Annotated in this window: 11 protein-coding genes, 1 pseudogene and 1 CRISPR repeat array; of the genes and pseudogenes, 6 read left to right on the forward strand and 6 right to left on the reverse strand. The window is 56.2% G+C overall.

Annotated features, from left to right (window positions below; genetic code table 11):
• Positions 1–168 precede the first annotated feature (168 nt).
• Both ACRQ1B_RS20005 and ACRQ1B_RS20010 read left to right on the forward strand, forming a co-directional pair.
• A complete protein-coding gene (locus ACRQ1B_RS20005) occupies positions 169–3,237 on the forward strand; it encodes an SbcC/MukB-like Walker B domain-containing protein (protein WP_432295811.1) in 3,069 nt (1,022 codons plus the stop codon).
• The gene (locus ACRQ1B_RS20010) at positions 3,234–4,418 is read left to right on the forward strand and encodes a Wadjet anti-phage system protein JetD domain-containing protein (protein ID WP_432295758.1); all 1,185 of its coding nucleotides are present in this window, start codon (positions 3,234–3,236) and stop codon (positions 4,416–4,418) included. Before ACRQ1B_RS20005 ends, ACRQ1B_RS20010 begins: the two co-directional genes overlap by 4 nt.
• 223 nt (positions 4,419–4,641) lie before the next feature.
• Positions 4,642–5,799: a CRISPR direct-repeat array (repeat unit 36 nt; unit sequence GCCGTGGTTTCCCTACCGATTTCCCAATGGTAGGCT).
• 57 nt (positions 5,800–5,856) lie between these two features.
• Here ACRQ1B_RS20010 and cas2 read toward each other — a convergent pair.
• The 5 genes and pseudogenes from cas2 to ACRQ1B_RS20035 all read right to left on the reverse strand — a co-directional run.
• Positions 5,857–6,186 (reverse strand): CRISPR-associated endonuclease Cas2, encoded by a 330-nt coding sequence (cas2, locus tag ACRQ1B_RS20015; protein WP_432295760.1) that lies wholly within the window; start codon positions 6,184–6,186, stop codon positions 5,857–5,859.
• The gene (gene cas1, locus ACRQ1B_RS20020) at positions 6,183–7,085 is read right to left on the reverse strand and encodes a type II CRISPR-associated endonuclease Cas1 (protein WP_432295761.1); all 903 of its coding nucleotides are present in this window, start codon (positions 7,083–7,085) and stop codon (positions 6,183–6,185) included. The genes cas2 and cas1 overlap by 4 nt, the downstream gene beginning before the upstream one ends.
• A complete protein-coding gene (gene cas9 / locus ACRQ1B_RS20025) occupies positions 7,061–10,333 on the reverse strand; it encodes a type II CRISPR RNA-guided endonuclease Cas9 (RefSeq protein WP_432295762.1) in 3,273 nt (1,090 codons plus the stop codon). The genes cas1 and cas9 overlap by 25 nt, the downstream gene beginning before the upstream one ends.
• 194 nt (positions 10,334–10,527) lie before the next feature.
• Positions 10,528–12,723, reverse strand: a complete 2,196-nt coding sequence (locus ACRQ1B_RS20030; protein ID WP_432295812.1) for a class I SAM-dependent DNA methyltransferase — start codon at positions 12,721–12,723, stop codon at positions 10,528–10,530.
• Positions 12,724–12,957: 234 nt separating this feature from the next.
• Positions 12,958–13,671 (reverse strand): annotated as a pseudogene (locus ACRQ1B_RS20035) (type IIL restriction-modification enzyme MmeI); the annotation flags it as partial.
• Between the two features lie 390 nt (positions 13,672–14,061).
• Here ACRQ1B_RS20035 and ACRQ1B_RS20040 point away from each other — a divergent pair.
• The 3 genes from ACRQ1B_RS20040 to ACRQ1B_RS20050 all read left to right on the forward strand — a co-directional run bounded on the left by ACRQ1B_RS20040 (position 14,062) and on the right by ACRQ1B_RS20050 (position 17,723).
• Positions 14,062–15,276, forward strand: coding sequence for an MFS transporter (locus ACRQ1B_RS20040; protein ID WP_432295763.1), 1,215 nt, complete (start codon positions 14,062–14,064; stop codon positions 15,274–15,276).
• 93 nt (positions 15,277–15,369) lie between these two features.
• Positions 15,370–16,401, forward strand: coding sequence for a glycosyltransferase family 2 protein (locus ACRQ1B_RS20045; protein ID WP_432295764.1), 1,032 nt, complete (start codon positions 15,370–15,372; stop codon positions 16,399–16,401).
• Between the two features lie 74 nt (positions 16,402–16,475).
• On the forward strand, positions 16,476–17,723 hold the full coding sequence (locus tag ACRQ1B_RS20050; protein WP_432295765.1) for an ABC transporter substrate-binding protein: 1,248 nt from the start codon (positions 16,476–16,478) through the stop codon (positions 17,721–17,723).
• A 188-nt stretch (positions 17,724–17,911) separates the two neighbouring features.
• Here the strand turns inward: ACRQ1B_RS20050 and ACRQ1B_RS20055 are convergent, their stop codons facing one another.
• Positions 17,912–18,364: an Lrp/AsnC family transcriptional regulator gene (locus ACRQ1B_RS20055; RefSeq protein WP_432295766.1), complete on the reverse strand. Its 453-nt coding sequence runs from the start codon at positions 18,362–18,364 to the stop codon at positions 17,912–17,914.
• Between the two features lie 110 nt (positions 18,365–18,474).
• On the opposite strand from ACRQ1B_RS20055, the gene ACRQ1B_RS20060 reads away from it, so the two are divergent.
• The gene (locus ACRQ1B_RS20060) at positions 18,475–19,455 is read left to right on the forward strand and encodes a nucleoside recognition domain-containing protein (RefSeq protein ID WP_432295767.1); all 981 of its coding nucleotides are present in this window, start codon (positions 18,475–18,477) and stop codon (positions 19,453–19,455) included.
• Positions 19,456–19,535 lie beyond the last annotated feature (80 nt).

Raw genomic sequence — 19,535 nt, forward strand, 5'->3', positions numbered from 1 at the left:
CATCACATCCTGCGGGAACAGTCGGTCAGCCATATCGCCCTCGTCTTCGATGATCCCGATGGCCTGCGCAAACCGGTCAGCATCGGGCTCTGCATCGAAGCGTCATCCAGTGAGGATGCGCAGATCGTCGGCCGTTATGTTGCTCCGGGCATTCGCATTCATACGGACATGCTGATCGAGGACCTTGCCGAAGGGCAACAGCGCTCGGCATCATGGCCGCTGGTTCGCTCGCGGCTCGAACAGGCCTGCTCGCAACAAGGCACGTCACTTCTCAGGCCGGATGGCGCACGTAATTTCATCCGCGAATATATGCGCCTGCTGTTCACCGGTCGTCGGCATGGCGATCCGGAACGTTTTATTCGCGCCTTCATAACAGCGCTGTCTTTCGAGGAAATGCGGTCCGTCGAGCAGTTCGTTCGACAATTCCTGCTGGAAAAAGACCATATCGATATCGGCGAATTGCGAGAATCGATCCAGCGATATCGCGATATCCAGAAAGACATCCACGAGCTTGAAAAAAAGCTCGAAGCGCTACGCAACATGCAGACGCTCGTCGGCGAATACATGGTTCTGCTGGAGCGTGAGGATATTGCCCAGGGTATGGAGAAGCTGGCTGGCCTGATCGAATCCGGCGCAGCACTTATTTCCAAATCGCGCGCTCTTCGCCAGAAAACTCTTGATCTTGGCCATGTGGAAGCGGAAATCAGCCGCCTTGATGACGAACATGAACTGTTGGTGGATGAACAGGAAGGTCTGTTGGCGCAGATCGCGGCGCAGGATGTGGCCTCCCAGAAAGCCGTTGTGACTGCGGAACTGAAACTGAAAAGCCAGGCCCGTGCGGCCGCGGCGAACCGTCTGCAACAGCGCTTTCTCAATACCGCGCGCGCCGTCACTTTGCTTGATCACCGTGAAAAACTCGCATCTCTGAAACTGGGGCATCTCTTCGACACGCTGGAGACCATCCGCCGTAAGACTGCGGAGCAGATCCCGCCGGCATGGCCACAGAGCCCGACCGAGATGGAGCAGTTGATCGAGGCGGCCAGAACCGAAGCGCAACCGAGCCAGATCAAGTTGCTCAAGCAACGCGACGAGGCGATCACCTGGCGCACCAACCTTGAGGCCGAATTGGGCGAACTCGAAGACAAACTTCGTCAGGCCCACTCCGGTCGGATGGCGCTTGAGCCACGGACGGCAGATCTTATCCGCACGCTGCAGAGCCATGGCATGCGTCCGCGAGCCTTGTGCGAAGTCACCGAAATCCTTGATGAAAACTGGAGAAATGCCGCAGAAGCCCTGCTGGCGCGTGATCGTGAGGCAATCATCGTCGAACCCGAACATGCCACTCAGGCGGTGGAGATACTGCGGAGCCAGAGCCGGGATCGTTTTCGCGGCTGCCGCGTCATCAATACGCGCCGGCTAGCGAACCACACGCGTGACGCACAGCCCAATTCCTTGGCTGGCATTATGAACAGCGACGATCCACTCGCTGCCGCTTTCATCGATTTCCGCACCGGAAATGTGCGCCTTGCTTTGAGCCAACCGGAGCTTATGGGCAGCGGCCGCGCGATCATGAAAGACTGTACATATAACAGCGACATTGTTGTGGAAGTCCTGCAGGTACACGGCGGCCCGAAGATCGGCCGCGCCTCTGCGCCGCTGATGGTAGAAGACCTTTCAAGGCAAATCCAAGAGCGGCGCATGTTGATTGCCAATCATCGTCATAATGAAAAATTCTATGACGACATGGCAGGGCGACTGCATGCCTTCATGCAACCGGTCGAGGCCGCAGATGGTCTGCAAGCCCTGACATTCGAAATCAACCAGCTCGACGAAAGCCGACTGGATTTGCAGCTGAGGCTGGATCGTGCCGTCGCGAGCATCGACCCAAATCTGCGCGCCGGTGCCGAACGGATAAAGCTGAGGCTGCAGAGTATCCAGGCCGACAAGGCTGCATGTCTGGTCCAGGTCGGTCAGTTGAAAAACAGCGTGATAGAGATCCGCCAGACACTTGGTAGCGGGGAATACCAACTTGGATCGCGAAGGCATTTCTCGCTTAGGAGGCAAGCCTTCAGGCAAAGAATTCGCAATCGCGCTCAGGTCGCATCACTGCGCGACGCCTATAGAGCCCAGCGTCCGAAAGCGCTTGCCAGCATCATAAACAACATGAAAAAGCAGGCCGAAGAAGCGAAGGCGGACTATGGGGCGTGTGAAGGAGAAATTCGCGAAGCACTGGCCCATTATCGGTTGAACTTCGATAATACGACGCCGACGATCGGGGCGGTTTCCATCTCGACCGGAATCCGGAGCTGGATCGAAACGAATACGGCAATGCTGGAGGCGAACGAGCTGATCCGCTATCGGCAACAGGCGGATGAAGCGGCAGGTCAGATCAGCCGGCTTTTACGCACAGCATTCGTGCAGGAACTCAATAACCGTTTCAACAAACTGACAAGCGAGCTGGATGCGCTTGGCCGGGCGCTCAAATCCCGCCCCTTCAACCACGAGATCTATACGCTGCATGCCCGCCCGAAGGCGGAACTTCTGGGCCTGTATCAGTTGGCGCAGGCAAGCCAGGACGATGAAAACGTCTTTGAAGCTCTTTTCAGTCACGAAGCGCCGCGCGACCAGCAGCACGCACAGGCGTTGGCAGAGGTGGAGAGGTTGCTGAACGATGACGCCCTCGATTTCACCCTTTATCAGGATTACCGAAACTACTACAGCTTCGACCTGACCACGCGGAATATCGAAACAGGTCTGCAGACGAGTTACGAACGTCGCAAGGGAACGGCCAGCGGCGCTGAACGTCAGGTCCCTTATTACGTGATCATTGGCGCGGCCTTGGCGAGCATCTACCACAGTTCCGGACGTCATCAGGATCGCACCGAATTCGGACTGGGACTTGCGGTATTCGATGAGGCTTTCAGCAAGATGGACGGCCCTAATCAACGTACCCTGCTGGGCTTTTACAGCGATATCGGCTTGCAGGTTATCATCGCGGCGCCATCGGAAAAGCGCGCTATCGTGTATGAAAATATGGACAGCATTGCCGATATCTTTCGGCACGGCAACGCCGCCACCGCCGAGACCATTCGGATCAAGCCGCATGCGCAAGAACAGATGCGCGCCAGCAATCCTCAATATATCAGCGATTCCGAACTGGCGAAGAGCATGGAAACCGTCGATGCCGGCTATGCCCCCGACATGAGTAAAGGCGAGCGTCCGGACACCAACAGATGACGAAACACATCAGTTTTAGCGATGCCGCCAAACTCCTCCACAATCTGCTAGACCGGTATGAAACCAAACCCACGGTCAAGCGCCCATTCGCCTATGTCGACGAAAACGCCTTTTCGAGCGTAGAGACGCGCGATCGGTTCATCGAATTGATCCGCATGGCGGAGAGGCCGGGAGCTGTGAAACTGGAAAACATGCGAACAGCGGGCGGTAACGGCATACGCATCAGGCTTGTCGATGCTGATGTCCTCTATCGTCATCTTGGCCGCCCCACCTCTCCGCAAAAGGTACACACCACGCTTGCAGATTTATACGATCTCCCGAGCCTGCCTGAGACGGCAAGCGACGTACTGGGAGAAATTGCCGCTGCATGGCAACGCAATGTGCGAAAATTCGGCATCATACCTCACGACATCGGTAGTTTGCGGGATACTCTCACGCTAGCCTGCGGACTGCAGGAAAGGGCGAAGGATCCTACTCCTATCGATTTCCGCAGTTTTTCCCGCTCTGTCGGCCGTGACAGCAAGGCTCTCGATCGTCTGGCAGCAAGTGTGGTGGCGATTTATTCTCGCCTCTATCGCAACCATGCCACAACGGACGGGCTCGACACCAATGAAATCCTCGCAACGCTTGGCGTCTCTCGGATGCCACAGCCTTTTTTGCTGAGCGGTCAGGTGGCAATTCAGGGCGTGCAACTGCCAAACCTTGTCTATAGTGGTTTTCCACCGGATCAGGCCGCAGCAATCACGCTCGCGCGTCCCGTCGATTATGTCCTGACCATTGAAAACTATACATCTTTTATTCGCCATGCTCGGGAGTGTAACGACAACAACAAAGGTCTGATCCTTTACACAGCCGGCTTCCCTGCCCGCAGCCACCTTGGCCAAATCCTGCGCCTTTGCCAGGAGGCGAAGGCATTGACATACCACTGGGGAGATCTCGATGCCGGCGGGTTGCGCATTTTCAAACATATCGAACAGGCCTTAAGCGCAAGAGGCGTCAAATTGCGACCTCACCTGATGAATGTCGACATCCTGACGCAATATGGCGTGCGTGCGGAAAACAAACCCATACTTCCCCAACATGGCGGCGATGGCAGCGCAATCACGCGGCTTTGGCATGCTCTGAGAGAAACTGGCCTGGTTCTGGAACAAGAAAGCTTGTCGCCCGAACTGCCACACTAAGCATCCCGCACCGAAAATCCCGCCATCAACAAGCGGTCATAGGTCCGCTTGTTGATGGCGTCTTGTCAGCGTCGGCTACGATCCGGCACACATGTTATTGTCTGCGCGACGACAAGATCGATTGGCAGCGAGATTTTCGCTTGCGTTCGAAGGCTCTGTCCGACCTGATCGCGACGTGCAAACGTGCAGTGGCTGAAAAGATCGCAAATCAGTTAGCCAAAATGCGGTGGTTTCCCTACCGATTTCCCAATGGTAGGCTCTCTTCCGGTACGATTTCCCCACCAAGGGTGCCGTGGTTTCCCTACCGATTTCCCAATGGTAGGCTCGGCAAGATGGAGGATGCCGACGACTTCAAGCCGTGGTTTCCCTACCGATTTCCCAATGGTAGGCTTCGAATGAGCTCCGGCTTATCGCTAACAGCGCCGTGGTTTCCCTACCGATTTCCCAATGGTAGGCTGGGGAGCTGTGACGCTGATTGCGAACAGCGGCCGTGGTTTCCCTACCGATTTCCCAATGGTAGGCTTTGACAATGACGCGATCGGTTGGGGTAGCCGCCGTGGTTTCCCTACCGATTTCCCAATGGTAGGCTATCGCCGACCATGCCGGCAAGTACGGCTTTGCCGTGGTTTCCCTACCGATTTCCCAATGGTAGGCTCAGCTTGCTCGGCAATCATGTCGATGACGGGCCGTGGTTTCCCTACCGATTTCCCAATGGTAGGCTTCTATGGACGACGAAGCTATAGGTTGGGCCGCCGTGGTTTCCCTACCGATTTCCCAATGGTAGGCTCACCAGCCTTGTGGAGAGCGCCGACCGCGCGCCGTGGTTTCCCTACCGATTTCCCAATGGTAGGCTCAACATGCCCACCCCGAACTGTGCGAACGAGCCGTGGTTTCCCTACCGATTTCCCAATGGTAGGCTCGGGCGAAGCTGCGAGCGTCCGCGAAGCATGCCGTGGTTTCCCTACCGATTTCCCAATGGTAGGCTTCCGTGACCCAATGGTGAACGCGCAGGGCGGCCGTGGTTTCCCTACCGATTTCCCAATGGTAGGCTCGTTGGCCGAAATCTCTGCGCTTATGTCGGGCCGTGGTTTCCCTACCGATTTCCCAATGGTAGGCTATCGTATAGGCGCATATCATCTTCGCCATTGCCGTGGTTTCCCTACCGATTTCCCAATGGTAGGCTGCCGAGATCGAGGCATTGAAGGCGGCTCTAGCCGTGGTTTCCCTACCGATTTCCCAATGGTAGGCTCGCGTAAAAAGTGGAAGTCCTACTCGTGATGCCGTGGTTTCCCTACCGATTTCCCAATGGTAGGCTCCAGCGCGTCGATGGTCGGTGGTGGGTGCAGCCGTGGTTTCCCTACCGATTTCCCAATGGTAGGCTACATCCGTGGCAAGTGATTGTTTCAACTCTGATTTCCGTTTCTTCTCAGAACGGAAATCAGAGTAGGACAAGCTGTTGTGGAGCAGCCCTTTCGGTTTTAGACGATTCGCCAATCAACAATCTCATGCGCGCGTATTGACGCTCGGTTACCGACAAGGTCCGCACGCTTCCCTTCGCCGGAATGCTTTTTACCACACGGTTGACATGTTTATCCACAGCTTCTTCGCCGCGGATCACACGTGCATAAACCGATAGCTGAAGCATGATGAACCCGTCATCCTTGAGAAACTTTCGAAACCGGGTCGCAGTCCGTCGCTCCGTTTTTGTTCCGACGGGAAGATCGAAAAATACGAAAAGCCACATGTAGCGAACCTCTTCGGCTTTCATAAAACTGAACTTTCATCGACAAACACCGGCAGAGAAAGCAAGGCGGGCGTCGGATGATCCATGGAGCGCACGAAACCTTCCGCAGCTTTTTCGGTCGCAACCAGCAAGCTGACCGTCTCACCGGCAACACGGGCGTCGCCCATCAAAATCCCAGCCATCGCCCGCCTGTCGGCAATCGTCAGGTCGTCCGTCCGCATCCGGTCAGCAGCAAGCTTAAAGGCAAGATGATCGACGAAAGGGCGAAATGGTTCGAAGAGATCGTCGGCAAGGTTGAAGGCATTTGTCACGCTACCGTGGCCGACGCCGAAATTGGGGAGCAATCCATAGGCAACCAGCGCCCGCGCCACACCGGCTCGTGCCACCGCATAGCCGTAGTTGAGCAGTTTGTTGCGCAGATCTGCGGGATCGTCACGAATGAAATTCTCGAAAAGGCTTCCCCAGTAATGGCGCGCGGCGCGTGCCTCCACATTGTTCGGGTCGCCCGAGCCGACACGCTTTTTCATTGCCATCAGGGCCTCGCCGCTGCGCCCGGTCATGGCCAGATGCCTGGCTTGGTTTTCGATCTTCTGCATGATGATTTTTTGCCAACACCGCTTTTTGAACGGTTCCGACAGCGCCGACTGGCGGGCCGCGACGCCCGCCTGGCGGTGATGTTGAAGAAACGGCAGCATCAAGCCATCCGGCGTGTGCCTCCTATCGGTCGAGACGATGACGATACCTGCCTCCATGCAGGCGGAAAGCAGCGTCGATGTCAGCGTTGCATGCGGCGCGTCGAGAACGACATAGGCGAGGTCTTCCAGCGGGATACGCACCTCGCCGTCGTCCTGCGCCACGATGAACTGGCCGTCGGCCGTATTCAGCCGCGAGGGCCGGCTTATATGCACGCCTTTCCACGCCATGTCCGGGTTTCCCTGGTGACTTCATAGACACGACCAAGCCGGTCTACGGTGAGCTTCTGTAATGTGGCCAAAGTCCGAGCACCGATGCTCCCCTTGCTCTCCGTAAGGTTTGCCAAGCTGGATATTGTTATCGCACCTGTATTCGTATTCAGCCCCCGAAAATACCCAGTGTTGCTGTCAGCTTGGTTTGCAAAAATGACCGTGCCGCCGCGGTCAATAATTCGAACCAACGACATCGGCACAAGAGAGAACAGGAATTCATAGGAAGCATCGATGAGCGGCCATTCCTCCTGAGGCTTGTTGGCCGTAACAGCGCGCATTGGTGGACTTTCCAGCATCGCGATGTCTGCTGCATAGATCGGAACGAGAAAGAACTGTCCGACACCCTTAGCTGTTGCCTTCCGGAATACGTCTACGCGCGGCATGCTTTCGTTACCGACGGTACCGGGCGGATTGTTGTGGCCACCGCGGTAAAGCAGGATATTGACCTTCGCCTTGGTCTCGACATTGATCTTTTTGATTGGGTCGCCTTTGGGAGAAAGCGGTAGGCTTCCCGGGTCTTTCGGTCTGCCTGCGAGAATCCAAGCGCGAATATTTGCGACGATTGCCGCATTGCGGTCTGGATCCCTGACCTTTTCGAGATCAGCCAATGTCAGATCGCCAATCGCCGTGCGGCTATAGGTTTTCCTCTCTCCGTCCATCTCGACCACCTGCAGGACGGTATCTTTGTGCGCCTTGCCACGCGCTCTATGCCGCGCCGCGCGCGCGACAATCACGTTTCCAACCGCCTCCAGCGTCTCATCGCGAAAACCCGGCCATGGCTGGCTGATGTTTTTCAGAAGATCGCCATTCTTGTTGCCGTGTTTTTCCAGCTCCTGAATTTCGCGGGTCGCGCGGTTGAGCAGGCTTTCCGTTATGACCGCCACGATCGTCGCATCCAGCGCATGGTGCCGGTCGTCGGGAATGCGTTTGCCATCCTCGCCCTTTTTCACCCATTGCAGATGCCAGGCGCGGCGAAGCCTGTCGGTCAGAGCGCCTGGGCGGGCAAAAACACGGCGGCGCAAATCGCCCTTGTCGTCCTCCTTATCCGGCAACACCTGTTTCAACGCCTCGGCCAGCACACGGCAAGCCCATCGGGTATCGTTAAGATTGCTGTTGCGGAAGCGCTCCTGCACCTCGGCGGCATTGCGCAGCGTGTAATTGCGGCGCTTAAAACCCTTCATATAGGGTATTTCGCGCAAGCGAGCCTCGAAGGCCTCCCATGCTTCTGGTGTCTTGTCCGCCGTGAACCATTCGAAAGGCGTTCGGCCTTTCTTGTCCTGATTGGCCTTTGCCGTGCACAGCGTCTTGTTGTGAAAGCTGTCGTCGCCAAACCGGCCCCAAGGCAGGATGTGGTCGACCTGCACCGTGTTGTTGCCATCCAGAAGACGGTCGGGAGAAATATATTCGTCGCTGTAAAGGCAACGACAGTTCTGCTGCTCCCACAGTTCAAAACGCAGCAATTCTTCGGCACTCTGCGGATCGCGACCCAGCTTTTCAGCGAAATTCTGCCGGATCTTGTCTTTCTGCCGATTGCGTTTTTCGATCCCCCGATCAATCTCGCCACGTTCCTCGATCGATTTGCCGACATCGCGCGCCATCTCGGCATGAATCCGGTCCGGCAGGCCAAATTCCTCCACCAGCGCCTTCACCTGCTTCAATGCCTCGATCAGCGCCTTGCGCGCCGTCGGGCTGCCGATCAGTGACACGGAAACGCGTTCCTCCTTGAGGATACGCGCCAAAGCCTGCTTGCCGAAAATCGGCTTGCCGTCGGCATCCTTGAGGTCGAATGCGTGGCGCTCGCGGCTGGCCGTATGGTCGTAATTCACCAACGCGCAGGCCTTGTCATAGGTCAGCCCTTGCAAAAGGCCGGGAATAATCGCGCGTGCCGCCTTGGCGGAAATGTGACCGGCGCCGCTGAAACTGTCGAAATCGCCATCCTCGACCGCGGCTTCCAGGGTCTCGCGAATTGCTGGATCGATATCGATCTCGGCAAGTCCCAGGCGGATGCGATCCATGTCATCGCGAAACGTCACGACCTGTACGATCTGGTCCAGCAGTTGCGGCCGCTGCCAGAGCGCTTGCCAAGTCATCTCACCATGACGCCCGGAGATCAGTTTCCGCAATCTGGCGGTTCCCGCTGCCGTTTCACCGGATCGGGCCACGACATCGCGCTTGCTCTCCTCTTCCGCTTTCACACCATCAAACCGCGTATCTGCAGGGAGCCCGATCTTGCTGCGCAACGCAGAAAAGCTGAATTTTGCGGTGGCGCCAAAATCAGCCACCGCCTTGCCGATCTCTTCCGAACTCAACCGGCGTGACTGTCGTGGCCCCTCTATCAGTGACAGCGTGTTGAGACGGGAGAGAAAGCGAAAAAGCTCGAATGACGGCGCGCGCCGTGCGGCGCGTTTCTCCGCCCGTTCAAACGGGCATAGCCCAAGCATCACCTCACTATCCTGCAAAGGGCGCTGGAAAAACGCCGCGTGGCAAAATGTCTGCTCAAGCTCCTCAGTGGCGAAATCCTGGCCAAGACGCCGCTGCGCCTTGAACAACTGGCGCGTCTCGGCCGCCAGATCGTCGCGCAAAAGCGAACGCCCATATCCACCGTCGCGGTTACGGAACCGCCGAACCACCTCGCAGCTTCCATCTTTTTTCGGCGTTTCGCGCAGGATGTAACCCTCATCCTGAGACAGGAGGAGCGCCGGCGTTGCGTAGCGCGCCAATTGTTCCTGTGTTTTCGCGATCGCGACCTTCATCTTGCCGTCCTCGCCGGCCGTATTCTTTTTCTCGCCCTTGGCGTTGGACTTGAAGCCGCGATGCCGGGCAACATGTCCAAGAGCGATGGCAAACTCGAGTGGTGTCAGCCGGCAATCGAGCCCCCGAACCCTCAGCGCCCACGGGTCTGTTCCGGCCACGGCGAGTGCGTGTTTGCCGCGATCGGGCAGAAGTCCTGCCTCCGCCAGTATCCGGCGCACCTCATTCATCCGCTGCCGGCGTCGCTTGATGACCCGCCTCTGGCCCTTGATGACGCGCCGGATCTCGCTCTTCAGTTTCGAGCCGGTCTGGCTCTTTTCCTCCGGCGGATCGAACATCCAGGTGCCGGCGGCGACAATGCGACCTTGCATTGCTTGCGGCCCTCCTCCATGGATAATGTCAAGGATCGACCAGCCGATCGAAGCGATGCCGACATCAAGTCCGAGTATGCGCATGAACAGTACTTCCTGAACCCACAAAGTCGATTGAAATGGATTGACTTCCTAAACGCAAGGTCGTTAGATCCTCTCGGGAAATCGGTAGGGAAGCCACGGCAAAGTGGTATTCCACTGAAGGATTATCCCCGATGTCGGAAACGCTATCGGGGAGATTCCTTTTTATTATATGATTGCAGATCATGGCGTTGATCCTATGCCGGGCGTCGTTTGACTGCTTGATCGGCACTCTGTTTTTCTCCCATGAATTCTCTTTGATCTTCGACCGTCGTATCGCCTGCCGGAAGCGCCTTGCCGCCGGGAATAGGCAGCAGCAATTCGCGCTGCGTCGAGCGACCTTTTGCCGTTCTGGCCCTGCCGCGGCCCATGGTTTTCGATTGCGCTTTGCTATCCAAAGCGTCAGCGGCAAGCCGCGTAAGATTGAGATCGAGCAACCGTGCCAAGGTATCCTCTTCAGAAAGATCGACAGGCCAGCCATAGGCCTGCGCTACCGCGGCATCGAGATCGGCATGCGCGTTCTTGAGCCATTGTGGATTCTGATTGTAGAGATTGGTCAGCGTGCGCTCACGCAAGGCCGCCGCTGCAACACTATCCCTCGGCAGGATCCTGTCTGGATAACCGGGTACGACTTCGGGTTCGATCACCACCAGATCTGCCGGATTGAGCCAGGCATTGCGCATTGCATCCAGCCGCCGCGCAGCATCCGCGATCGCAATGGCCCGCGGGTCGCGTGCATAGCGGATGGGAGGAATGTCGGGCGTGAGACCGTCTGGAAAGGGAAAGGTTTCGAAAGTTGTTGTCGGCGTGTAGCGGGGTCTATCCTCAAGACTTGTTCCCAGCTTCCTCGACCAAGCGTCATGGAAACGACACTGAAGAATGCCCAATGTGACACTGTCATCGCGGGCAATTACGATTGCTGCACTGTCTGCAAGAATTCCTTGATCCACACATGCGAAAATTCGATATTTCGCTACGCGTGGCGTTATAATGTAGTACGGAAGCCCGGATAACGCCCTCGCCATTGCCGGCCTCGGCTCCACATGCCGCCACCATCTTTCCTTATAAGCATCACGGCGGTTTTTCCGGCGTTCCGGCAAAACATGCTCGGTAATGTATTGAAACGGCGCCTCGTAAAGCGAAGCCTCCCGTTCGGACATCTCCCATCCGAAATCGATGATCCACATGTCGCGAGAGCGCCGCGTGACATCCATGCCGTTGCGCCACGGGCGAAGCACGTCGGAATTCGGCCTGCCATTCGGATTGCACGGCAACCTCAGCCAAGCGCGGGCAAGATCTCCCGGAATATCGAAGGCTCCACCTTTCGTATCCCCCATGAAGGCAACACCCAGATTTTCGCGAAGCCGCTGTGCGCGCGTCAAATCCACCGCGCCTGCGGTCAGATCCGTATTGATGATCGAGACATCCCGCTCATCCAACCGCAAGCCATCGTCCCCGCTCCCGAAACAGACCAACGACACCCGTACTGCTGCACCATCAACCACCCATGGCTGATCGCTCCAGGCCTCGAAAATCCGGCTGTGCGCACCAATGCGATCCAACACCCTGCGATTGGCCCCGCCGCGGATGGAATTGGTTGAAACAAGTCCGACCCGTTTCGCCCGTCCGGCCTTTAGCGCGCAAAGCGCTTTGTCGAACCAATAGCAGACCAGATCCGCCTCCCGCGACACGCGGCCATCGAAGATGCGAAACAGCTCCTCCACAACGGCATCGCCAAGCTTCTGGCGCAGAAGTTTTGCACCAAGAAAAGGAGGGTTGCCAAGAATGAACTCTGCCTCCGGCCAGATGGCCTCTTCACTGGAAATAGAAAGCACCGGTGCATGAAACTCGAGAGAGGCAACCGCCGCCATCGCTTTTTCGGTCCTGCCCCCCTCTCGTTTCGTCGCCACCAATGCATTTGCCGTTTCGATAGCATCGAGCTTGCGTAGGATCGGAATGGATTTCGAATGAATGCCATTGCGCAACCGCCACTGGATATCGCCGATCCAGATCGTCGTGCGCGCCAGTTCGGCGGCCATGGCGTTGATTTCGATGCCGCGTACAATTTCGGGCCCGACCAGCGGCAGACGCGGATGCAGCCCGAGCATTTCGCATTCCAGATTGGCGCGGTATTCGATATCCTTGACCCCTTGCAGCGCGAGATAGAGGAAATTTCCCGATCCGCAGGCTGGATCCAGTATCCGCAGAGTGCGCAACCGCTCACCAAAGGCGGAACGCACTTCCTCTGCCGCTTCGATGGCGCTCATTCGCCGACGCGGCGTCTGTCGCATCGGCGGTTTGATCGTGCCGTCGAGCAAACCAATGATCGTCTGTTTGCACCCTTCCCATTCCGCGCGCAAAGGACGCAGCAAAACGGGATCGACCAGTTTCATGATCTTGTCCGGATCGGTGTAATGCGCACCGATCTGGGCGCGTTTGTCGGGATCGAGAAAACGCTCGAACAGGGTGCCGAAAATCGTGGGATCGATCAAACTCCAGTCAAGACTATCGACCGCAACCAATAGACCGACATCGCCTTCGTCCAGACGAAGCGCCCGCCGCCGGTCGAACAGCCCACCATTGAACCAGGCGATTTCGGTCAGGTCGAATTCGCCGCCGCCTTCCATAACTTCGAAGAGCTTGTCGAGATAGTTTTGTGCCTGCTCCGGCTTCTGCGACGCACGCTTCAGCAAGCGCGTGAAAAGATTGTCCGGCAACAGTCTGACGCTTTGCGCAAAAAAACAGAAAACCAACTGGTTGACGAAATGGGCTATGTCTTGCGGTGCCCCGCGCCCCTGCAATCTGAGCGCAATGGTCGAGAACGTGTCGGCAGCGTCGGAAGTGACAGCGGCCCGCGTTCTGACGGGTTTCAGTTTTTCCGGCGCAAAGAAGACATTCCGCAGAATTTCGCGCGGCCCCGGATCGAGCAGGTCATCGAGACGAATGTCATGGACCACCGGCACCGTATTCGTCCAGGCGGTGTGAATGCGAAAACGCTCCATATCGCAGACGACGTGCAGCGGCGGATTTTCGAGCGCGGCCGCATAACGGACAAGCTGCAAAAGGGCATCGTCGAGATTGCCACTCCGGCGCTTATATTCCCACGCGAAATAGTTCTTTTTCCAGACATCGGCAAAACCCTTGCCGCCACCGCTCTTTCCGGCTCCCTTTTCGAAGGCGAAAAAATGTCCGTGCGGATCGACGCTGTTGGGTGTCGGGTGTTCAAACAGCGCGCACAGGTCAAGAAAATGTTCCTGCGCCGCCTGTCGCTCGTTCAGGGATGTTCTTTTCCATTTCTGAACGAACGATAAAGGCGTCAGGACGCCTGGATCAGATCCCATGACACACGACCTTGAAAGTGGAGCGCATGATGGTGACCATCTATCATATTTATGAATATTCAATCAATGCGCGCACATGACGACATTACACCCATGCAGTTGGACGGCCCTATCTGAAATGAAACTGGATGATGGTAGACCTGTTTCGCAGGCCGGGAATGGGCCGCTCTTTGTGTCGTTGGGTTTTGGACACGTCTGGCAGGCTCGCCAGTCTTGTGAGCTACAGTTTCAATAGAAGCGCTGAGCACTGTTCAGTTCCGCCTGCGATAGAACTGAGAAAAAAATCGAGCTCGAAATTTCTCCCTCGGAAAAAACCCGCACCATAATAGAAATTACATTTCACGGCCTGCGTGTTAGAAATACGTATAAATTTCAATTGACTAAACCTTTTTGGTCCCCTTGGCGATCTCTCGTTCGAGGTATGGAGGAATTTATATGTCATTGCTGGCAATGGACGGCGAAAGACACGCTGGCTGGAGGGCCGGGGCAGCCATGTTCTTCATCAACGGCGTTGTCGTCGGGAGTTGGGTGCCACAAGTTCCAGGCTTTGTCGCCAGATTGGACATCAGCGAATTCACGTTTGGACTGATGATCTTGGGATATGGCCTGTCTGCGCTCGCGGCCATGACGCTCGCCGGCCAATTGATCGTCAGGATCGGCGCTGGCAGGACACTGAGGTTATTTATCGTTCCATTGGTAGTCATGCTGCCCTTGGTGTCGCAAGCATCTGATGTCTGGAGTGGCGCAATAGCGTTGACACTGTTTGGCTTCGTCATCGGGGGGATGGATGTGGCCATGAATGCCAATGTCGCAGCAGTCGAGCGGCAACTGGGACGAGCGATCATGTCAACCTCACATGGCTTCTGGAGCCTGGGTGGGTTTATCGGCGGCAGCGTCGGCGGTTTCGCCATACAGCAGTTCGGCGAATTTCCGCATGCCGTTCTCATCGCTGTTTTTGCGGCAGCGGTCGTCGGCCTGTCATACCCGCATATCTTCGAAGATAGCCCGGCACACGAAGCCCGGCGAAAACATTTCATCTGGCCCAGACAGGCGACTATCTACGTCATCAGCGCGATGGCGCTGCTTTGCATGTGTGCCGAAGGTGTCGTCCTCAACTGGTCGGCCCTATATCTGGACAAGGAACTGGCAGCTGACACCGCTATTGTGGGTTTCGCCTTTGCCGGTTTTTCCGGAGTGATGGCGGTGACGCGTTTCTGCGGGGATGGAATCCGTAATCGTTTTGGCGCGGCGGCGACATTCCGGTGTTCCTGCATCATGGCCGCTTGCTGCATGCTGGTGGCGGGGATTTCGCCATGGCCATGGCTAGCCATAACCGCATTTGCCGCCTGTGGTGTGGGTGCCGCCAATCTCGTGCCGATCCTCTTTTCAACAGCCGGAAACCAGCCCGGTCTGAACGCCGGCGTCAGCATGAGCGTGGTGACCACAATAGGACATGCCGGCCTTCTTGTGGCTCCATCGATCATCGGATTTGCGGCAGGAAGTTTTAGTCTTGCATCCGTCTATGTGGGCGCCGCCATCCTGATCGGCGCACTTAGCCTGCTTGGTGGCCTCACCGCCGTTGCGGATTTTAAGCCAGAGGCGTGATGCCGCACCGCGCTCCGGCGATTATTTGCGCACGCGCCGCCCCTATCGATCCCAACAGACCTTCATCTACATACAAAGAACAGGATGACCGCCATGTTATCACCATCGCACGATATCGTTGTTGCCATTCCTTGCTACAATGCCGAAGAAACAATCGCGCGGACGCTCTCAAACGTTCTTGAGCAAACATTCAGAGATTTTCGGATCGTCGTTTATGACGACGGTTCCACTGATGCATCCCCTGATATCGTCAACGCTTTCGAGCAAAGCGATTCCCGTGTCGTTCTTCATCGTAATGAATTGAATGAGGGGCGCCCCCAAGCCAGAAACGCGCTCCTTCGTCTCTTGCCGCACGCAATTCTGGCTTGGCAGGACGCCGATGATCTCTGGCATCCCGCCAAACTGGCGAAACAGGTCTCGTTTTATGACCGTATGGTACAACAAACCGGTCACGATAGAATTGCCTTGGTGTCGTCCCTTGAAAGATGCAGGCCGAGCAGCGACCTCGACGCCGATCACCATTATCTTTCGGCGGTATTCGAAAGTGGATATTACGGCGTTCTGCATCCGCCGGCCGTTTACGACGAAGGTTTCATTTTTTCGGACAAGTACATGTCCTTCCCTTTTTACCTTCAATCCACATTCGGCCCCGCTTCGCATTTTATAGAAGCGGGAGGATTTGATCCCATGCTTCCCTGGTACGAAGACTTGGACATGGGCATGAAACTTCTCGGAATCGGGACAAAGATTTTCGGCCTGAAGGATGACGAACCTCTTGCCTATTATTTCAGTGGCGCTCCGCGCTTGGAACCTGCCGTGATCGAGGCGTGCCTGAAGCGGATTTACAGTAACAACAAAATCTTCATGGAGCGCCAGGGGTTGGATGTTCAATATGATCTCTCCCTTCGGCGGCTGACATTGCTGTTTCTGGGGATGATCCGAAAAAGAGAGTTTTCTGCTGCCCTGGAAATTCTGGCGCAAGACAGCGCTTTTGCACTTGGTCGCGCCGAAATGAAAGAACTTCTTCTTTCAAATCTGACGGTTTTGCAAAAAGCCTTTCGTGCAGCAGGTCTCCCGGTCAGCGAAATACACGCAGCAACAGAACGACGGCTCGCTCCCGCATGACCTGCAACGCGATCGATGACGGCGAGTGCTTGCCGACGAAAAATCACTCACCACAACTATTGGGAGAGAGACGAATGCTTGGCGATCAGGCAATGGCCGATTTAGGCTGCGGTGCAGTGACGCGGGAAAACCGGATACCGATACACGACGAGGTTCAGCTTGTTCATTGGTGGGTCACTGACGGGGAAAAAGCAGGGCTTGACCTGCTCAGAGACAATCTCCACAGCGAGCAGGTCGCCTTCCATGACCTCGCAATTGCCGGCGGAGCCAATCTCAATGCTCATGTTCAGACGGCGATCGAAAACGGTCTTCTGCCTGGCGCTGCGGTAACCTCTGGTTTCGGCGCTTGGGACTGGGCGGCGCAAGCCGTCCTTGCCGATCTGTCGGATCTTGCTGCAGAGGCAGGTTGGAGCAACATCATTCCAGACGCCCTGCAAAAATTCTGCAAATATCAAGACAGATGGATCGGGGTGCCGGTGGCGCTGCATTCGATCAACTGGCTGTGGATCAACTCTGGTGCGGCCAAGACAATCGGGGTGCGCAGACCTCCGGCGACCATGGCTGAACTATTCTCCGCCTTGAAACTGGCGAAACAAGCCGGCATCGTTCCGATGGCAATGGGTGCGGCGCCGTGGCTGATTGCTACCCTGTTCGACTGCGTTGTAATGGCGACGAACGGGCTCGATTTTTACAAGCGTGCATTTGTCGATTTGTCGACCGCGACATTGACATCCTCGGCGATGACCGAAGCATTCGAAAATCTCGCAACGCTCGCAGACTTCGCCAACACGGACTATTCTCGCCTCAGCTGGAATGACGCGACAGACATGGTCGTCAACGGCCGAGCACTGCTGCAGGTATCCGGGGATTGGGCAAAAGCCGAGTTTCGCGCTGCCCGCAAAACGGAAGGAGACGACTATCGTTGCATACGCTTTCCCGGCACCGAAGGAACCGTGATTTTCAATGCCGATATTATTTGCATGTTCAAGACTGCGCCGAGACACCGGCCCGCACAGATGAAACTCGCAAAAGCCATCATGGGCCGATCGTTTCAGTCATCGTTCAACGATGCGAAGGGAGCCGCGCCTGTGAGGCTGGATATCGATATTGACGCCTTCGACGCTCACGGGAAGAGAGCCATTGCCGATGTCAGGACAGCCAGCAGCGGCAAGACGCTTATTGGAGCGATGTCGCATGGCTATATCCAGCCGACGCATATCCAGAACACATATTTGGACGTGGCAACGATGGTTTTCCACGGCGATCTCGCTGCAGACAAGGCGGGAAAAGCGTTTGTAGATTTGATCGGCGCCACCCCATAGGCAATCTTTCACGGCACAAGACCGCAAGCTGCAGGCGATCCGCCGCAGCGAAATCTCCAGCCGACATGATCGTCTTTCGGGATGGAGGCGATCTCGCTATCCTTTCCCTGAACGCCTTGCTGCATCATGCTTTTGAATGGGCCCTTGGCCGACCATGCAAAAAATGCGGCGTTAATCGAGCAAAATCCTCACATCCGAAATGCTGTTTCTTCTTTTGCTGTCCTTATCACCATTGTGGTGATGTAGCGGGCAACGTTGGTCTGATCGCTGAACAATCTTTTCGTCAGCAGATCAAATTCCTCCATATCCCGAACCCGCACCATCAGGACGACGTCGCTTTCTCCCGTCACGGCATAGGCGTGCGAGACCGCTTCTTCGGCGCTTGCCGAATCCAGAAACCGGCGCATATGCTGCTCCCCATGAAGCTTCAACTCCACCGTTACCATCGCCTTGATCACGCGTCCGGTTTTGGCCGGGCTGAGAATGGCAACGATGCGGTCGATAACGCCGACCTTCCGTAGCCTGCTGACCCTGCGCAGGCAACTCGACGGAGACAGGCCGACTTCTGCGGCCATGTCGATATTGGTCCTTGATGCATCACGTTGCAGCAGATTGAGAAGTTTCCGGTCAATCGCATCCATGATCATCATATCTCCCAATTTTTGCAATAAAATTGCATCACTTTGCAATCTTTGACCGAAAATTTGAAGCCACCTGCATTAGGCTTATGCAATGTCAGGGAGGGCTCGGAATGACATTGTTCGCGCTGTTAAGAGGAAATTTTCGGGAGACCTTGGATACCTATTGGGTACTTGTAAAGATCACCGTACCAATAACCATTGCGGCAGCGTTTCTGTCACGAATTGGTGCCATAGAGGCCATCTCCCCGATTTTTGATCCCATCATGCACATTGTCGGGCTTCCACCTGAATTGGGCCTCGCCTGGCTCACCGGTATGATTGTCGGGATCTGGGGAGCACTCCCGCTGATCTTCACACTCGTTTCGCCCTCCGAACTCAGCATAGCCGAGATGACGGTATTTTCCTCGCTTCTTCTATTTGCGCACGGACTGCCGCTTGAGCAAAAAATCATACAGAAGGCAGGTCCCGGAATGGTGTTGACCACGATTCTACGGATAGGTGGTGGTTTACTGTATGCGTTCATGCTGCATCAATTCTGCGACGTGACGGGTTGGTTATCGGAGCCGCTCAACCCCACCTGGATCCCTCTGAATGCGACGCCGTTATGGTCGACCTTTTTTCTTGATCTGACCGAAACGATGATCTGGATGTTCGTCATTCTGCTTGTTTTGTCGTGGGGCCTTGAAGCCTTGCGCATGACGGGTCTCCTCAATCTGGCAATAAAGGCGATGTCGCCGGTCCTGCGGCTTGTCGGTATTCGCGGAGACGCCGTTTATCTGACCGCCATCGGCCTGCTGCTGGGAATTTCATATGGTGCGGGCCTGCTGATCAGAGAGGCACGCTCGGGCAAAATACCGCCGCGGCAGATTTTTCTATCATGCGTTTTCATGGGCTTTGCCCATAGCCTTATCGAGGACACTCTGCTGGTTGCCGCGCTCGGCGCAGATATCGGCGGTGTCCTGATCGGGCGGGTCCTCTTCACCTTCCTTGCAACCGCAATAATCGCCCTCATGCTGCGTTCGGCCAGTGATCGGACGTTCTTTTCTCTGGCGTTCCACGCCAAGTCATTACGCTACACCGATGGCGGATAACTTCCGTATATCCCGACGTATTGGTAGCTATTGGGACTGGGCAGGATCGGCGGGTTCTAGCGAACCCACCGTCCACGATG

It is taken from the genome of Endobacterium panacihumi (genome assembly GCF_050847465.1).
GTDB classification, from domain to species: Bacteria; Pseudomonadota; Alphaproteobacteria; order Rhizobiales; family Rhizobiaceae; genus Neorhizobium; species Neorhizobium panacihumi.

Excerpts from the sequence above, each read along its gene's own strand:
- ACRQ1B_RS20005 (WP_432295811.1), top strand. The coding sequence starts at position 169 with ATGCTGATCGAGGACCTTGCCGAAGGGCAACAGCGCTCGGCATCATGG.
- ACRQ1B_RS20060 (WP_432295767.1), top strand. The coding sequence starts at position 18,475 with ATGACATTGTTCGCGCTGTTAAGAGGAAATTTTCGGGAGACCTTGGAT.
- ACRQ1B_RS20030 (WP_432295812.1), bottom strand. The coding sequence starts at position 12,723 with ATGAAACTGGTCGATCCCGTTTTGCTGCGTCCTTTGCGCGCGGAATGG.
- ACRQ1B_RS20050 (WP_432295765.1), top strand. The coding sequence starts at position 16,476 with ATGCTTGGCGATCAGGCAATGGCCGATTTAGGCTGCGGTGCAGTGACG.
- ACRQ1B_RS20010 (WP_432295758.1), top strand. The coding sequence starts at position 3,234 with ATGACGAAACACATCAGTTTTAGCGATGCCGCCAAACTCCTCCACAAT.
- cas1 (WP_432295761.1), bottom strand. The coding sequence starts at position 7,085 with ATGGCGTGGAAAGGCGTGCATATAAGCCGGCCCTCGCGGCTGAATACG.
- cas9 (WP_432295762.1), bottom strand. The coding sequence starts at position 10,333 with ATGCGCATACTCGGACTTGATGTCGGCATCGCTTCGATCGGCTGGTCG.
- cas2 (WP_432295760.1), bottom strand. The coding sequence starts at position 6,186 with ATGAAAGCCGAAGAGGTTCGCTACATGTGGCTTTTCGTATTTTTCGAT.
- ACRQ1B_RS20045 (WP_432295764.1), top strand. The coding sequence starts at position 15,370 with ATGTTATCACCATCGCACGATATCGTTGTTGCCATTCCTTGCTACAAT.
- ACRQ1B_RS20055 (WP_432295766.1), bottom strand. The coding sequence starts at position 18,364 with ATGGATGCGATTGACCGGAAACTTCTCAATCTGCTGCAACGTGATGCA.